This is a genomic window from Pseudomonas sp. P5_A2_2 (assembly GCF_054177685.1).
This window is the reverse complement of record NZ_JBGCUL010001115.1, coordinates 1-1,372: the sequence shown is the minus strand read 5'-3', so window position 1 is coordinate 1,372 and position 1,372 is coordinate 1. Positions and strand designations below refer to the sequence as shown.

Genomic DNA, 1,372 nt, shown 5'->3' with positions numbered 1-1,372 from the left:
ATGCAGGAAGGCGCTGGCGCGAATATCCAGCACGATCATCTTGCCGTGACGGGTGACGCGCAGGTGGTGCAGCTCCTTGATCGGCGACTTGGCCTGGCACTGGCCGGCGCGAAACGCGCTGAAATCATGGGTGCCGAGCAGGTACTGGGCGGCCTCGGCCATGCGCTCGACGTCCAGCGGACGGTGGTTCCAGGTCACTTCTTCGTTCAGGTGTGCGGGGCGGATCTGATCGTTGTAGATCACATAGCGATAACGCCGGGCAATGGCCTTGAACCGCGCATGGAAATGCGCTGGCATGACCTTGGCCCAACTGACACTGACGTCGTGGGGCAAGTTGATGTTGGCGCCCATGGTCCAGGCCTTCATCGAACGCTCGACCTGGGTGTCGAAATGCACCACCTGTCCGCAGGCATGCACCCCGGCATCGGTACGCCCGGCGCACATCAGCGAAACGGGTGAATCGGCGACTTTGGACAAGGCGTTTTCGAGGGTTTCCTGCACGGTGAGCACCCCGGACGCCTGGCGCTGCCAGCCGCGGTAGCGCGAGCCCTTGTATTCGACGCCCAGCGCGATGCGGAAAAAGCCGTCGGCTGCCATTTCGGCGGCCGGGTTATCTATATTTGCCAAGGAGGGACAGCCTGCTGATGTACCAAAGGCGGGCATTATAAGGCCGACTGGAGGGGATGCCAGTACAACTGAGGGACTGGAGTGAATGTTAGGGCCTCATCGCGAGCAAGCTCGCTCCCACAGGGGATCTTTAGTGGATGCACATTTTGTGGTCAACACAAAACCATTGTGGGAGCGGGCTTGCCCGCGAAGGGGCCACCGCAGACGACATCAATTCATGGACCAAACAAAAACGGCAGCCTCAATAGGCTGCCGCTCTGTTTACAACCTACCGAACACTCAAGCCAGGCGCGAAAGCATTTCCTCGGCTTCACTCTTCTGCTCGGCACTGCCTTCGCTTACCACTTCATTGAGGATGTCGCGGGCACCGTCGCTGTCGCCCATGTCGATATAGGCCTGAGCCAGATCGAGCTTGGTGGCGGCTTCGTCAGTGCCCGAGAGGAAGTCGAAGTCATCATCGTCGCCCAGCGCGGCATCTGCTTCGGTGAAGGTCGGCTCGCCGATGCTGTTGGACAGGCTCTCCAGCTCGGCGTTGACATCATCCAACTCTGCTTCGAACGCATCCGGCGCGTCCATTTCATCGGCCAGCGACAGGTCGAAATCGGCCGGTAATTCCAGATCATCCAGTGCAACCTCGGGAACAGCCGGGGTTTCGGCGACCGGAAAGTCCTTCACGCCTTCGTCCAGATCCAGCAGGAAATCATCTTCAGCCAGTATCGCCGGCAACGGTTCTGCACCGAGATCC

At 60.0% G+C, this 1,372-nt stretch carries 2 protein-coding genes; both read right to left on the bottom strand.

What is annotated here, in order from left to right:
- A partial coding sequence (truA, locus tag ACXRVY_RS29295) for a tRNA pseudouridine(38-40) synthase TruA (protein WP_458238997.1) occupies window positions 1-597 on the bottom strand: 597 nt, incomplete at its 3' end.
- A gap of 309 nt (window positions 598-906) precedes the next feature.
- On the bottom strand, window positions 907-1,372 hold a 466-nt coding region (locus ACXRVY_RS29290), incomplete at its 5' end, for a FimV/HubP family polar landmark protein (RefSeq protein WP_458238996.1).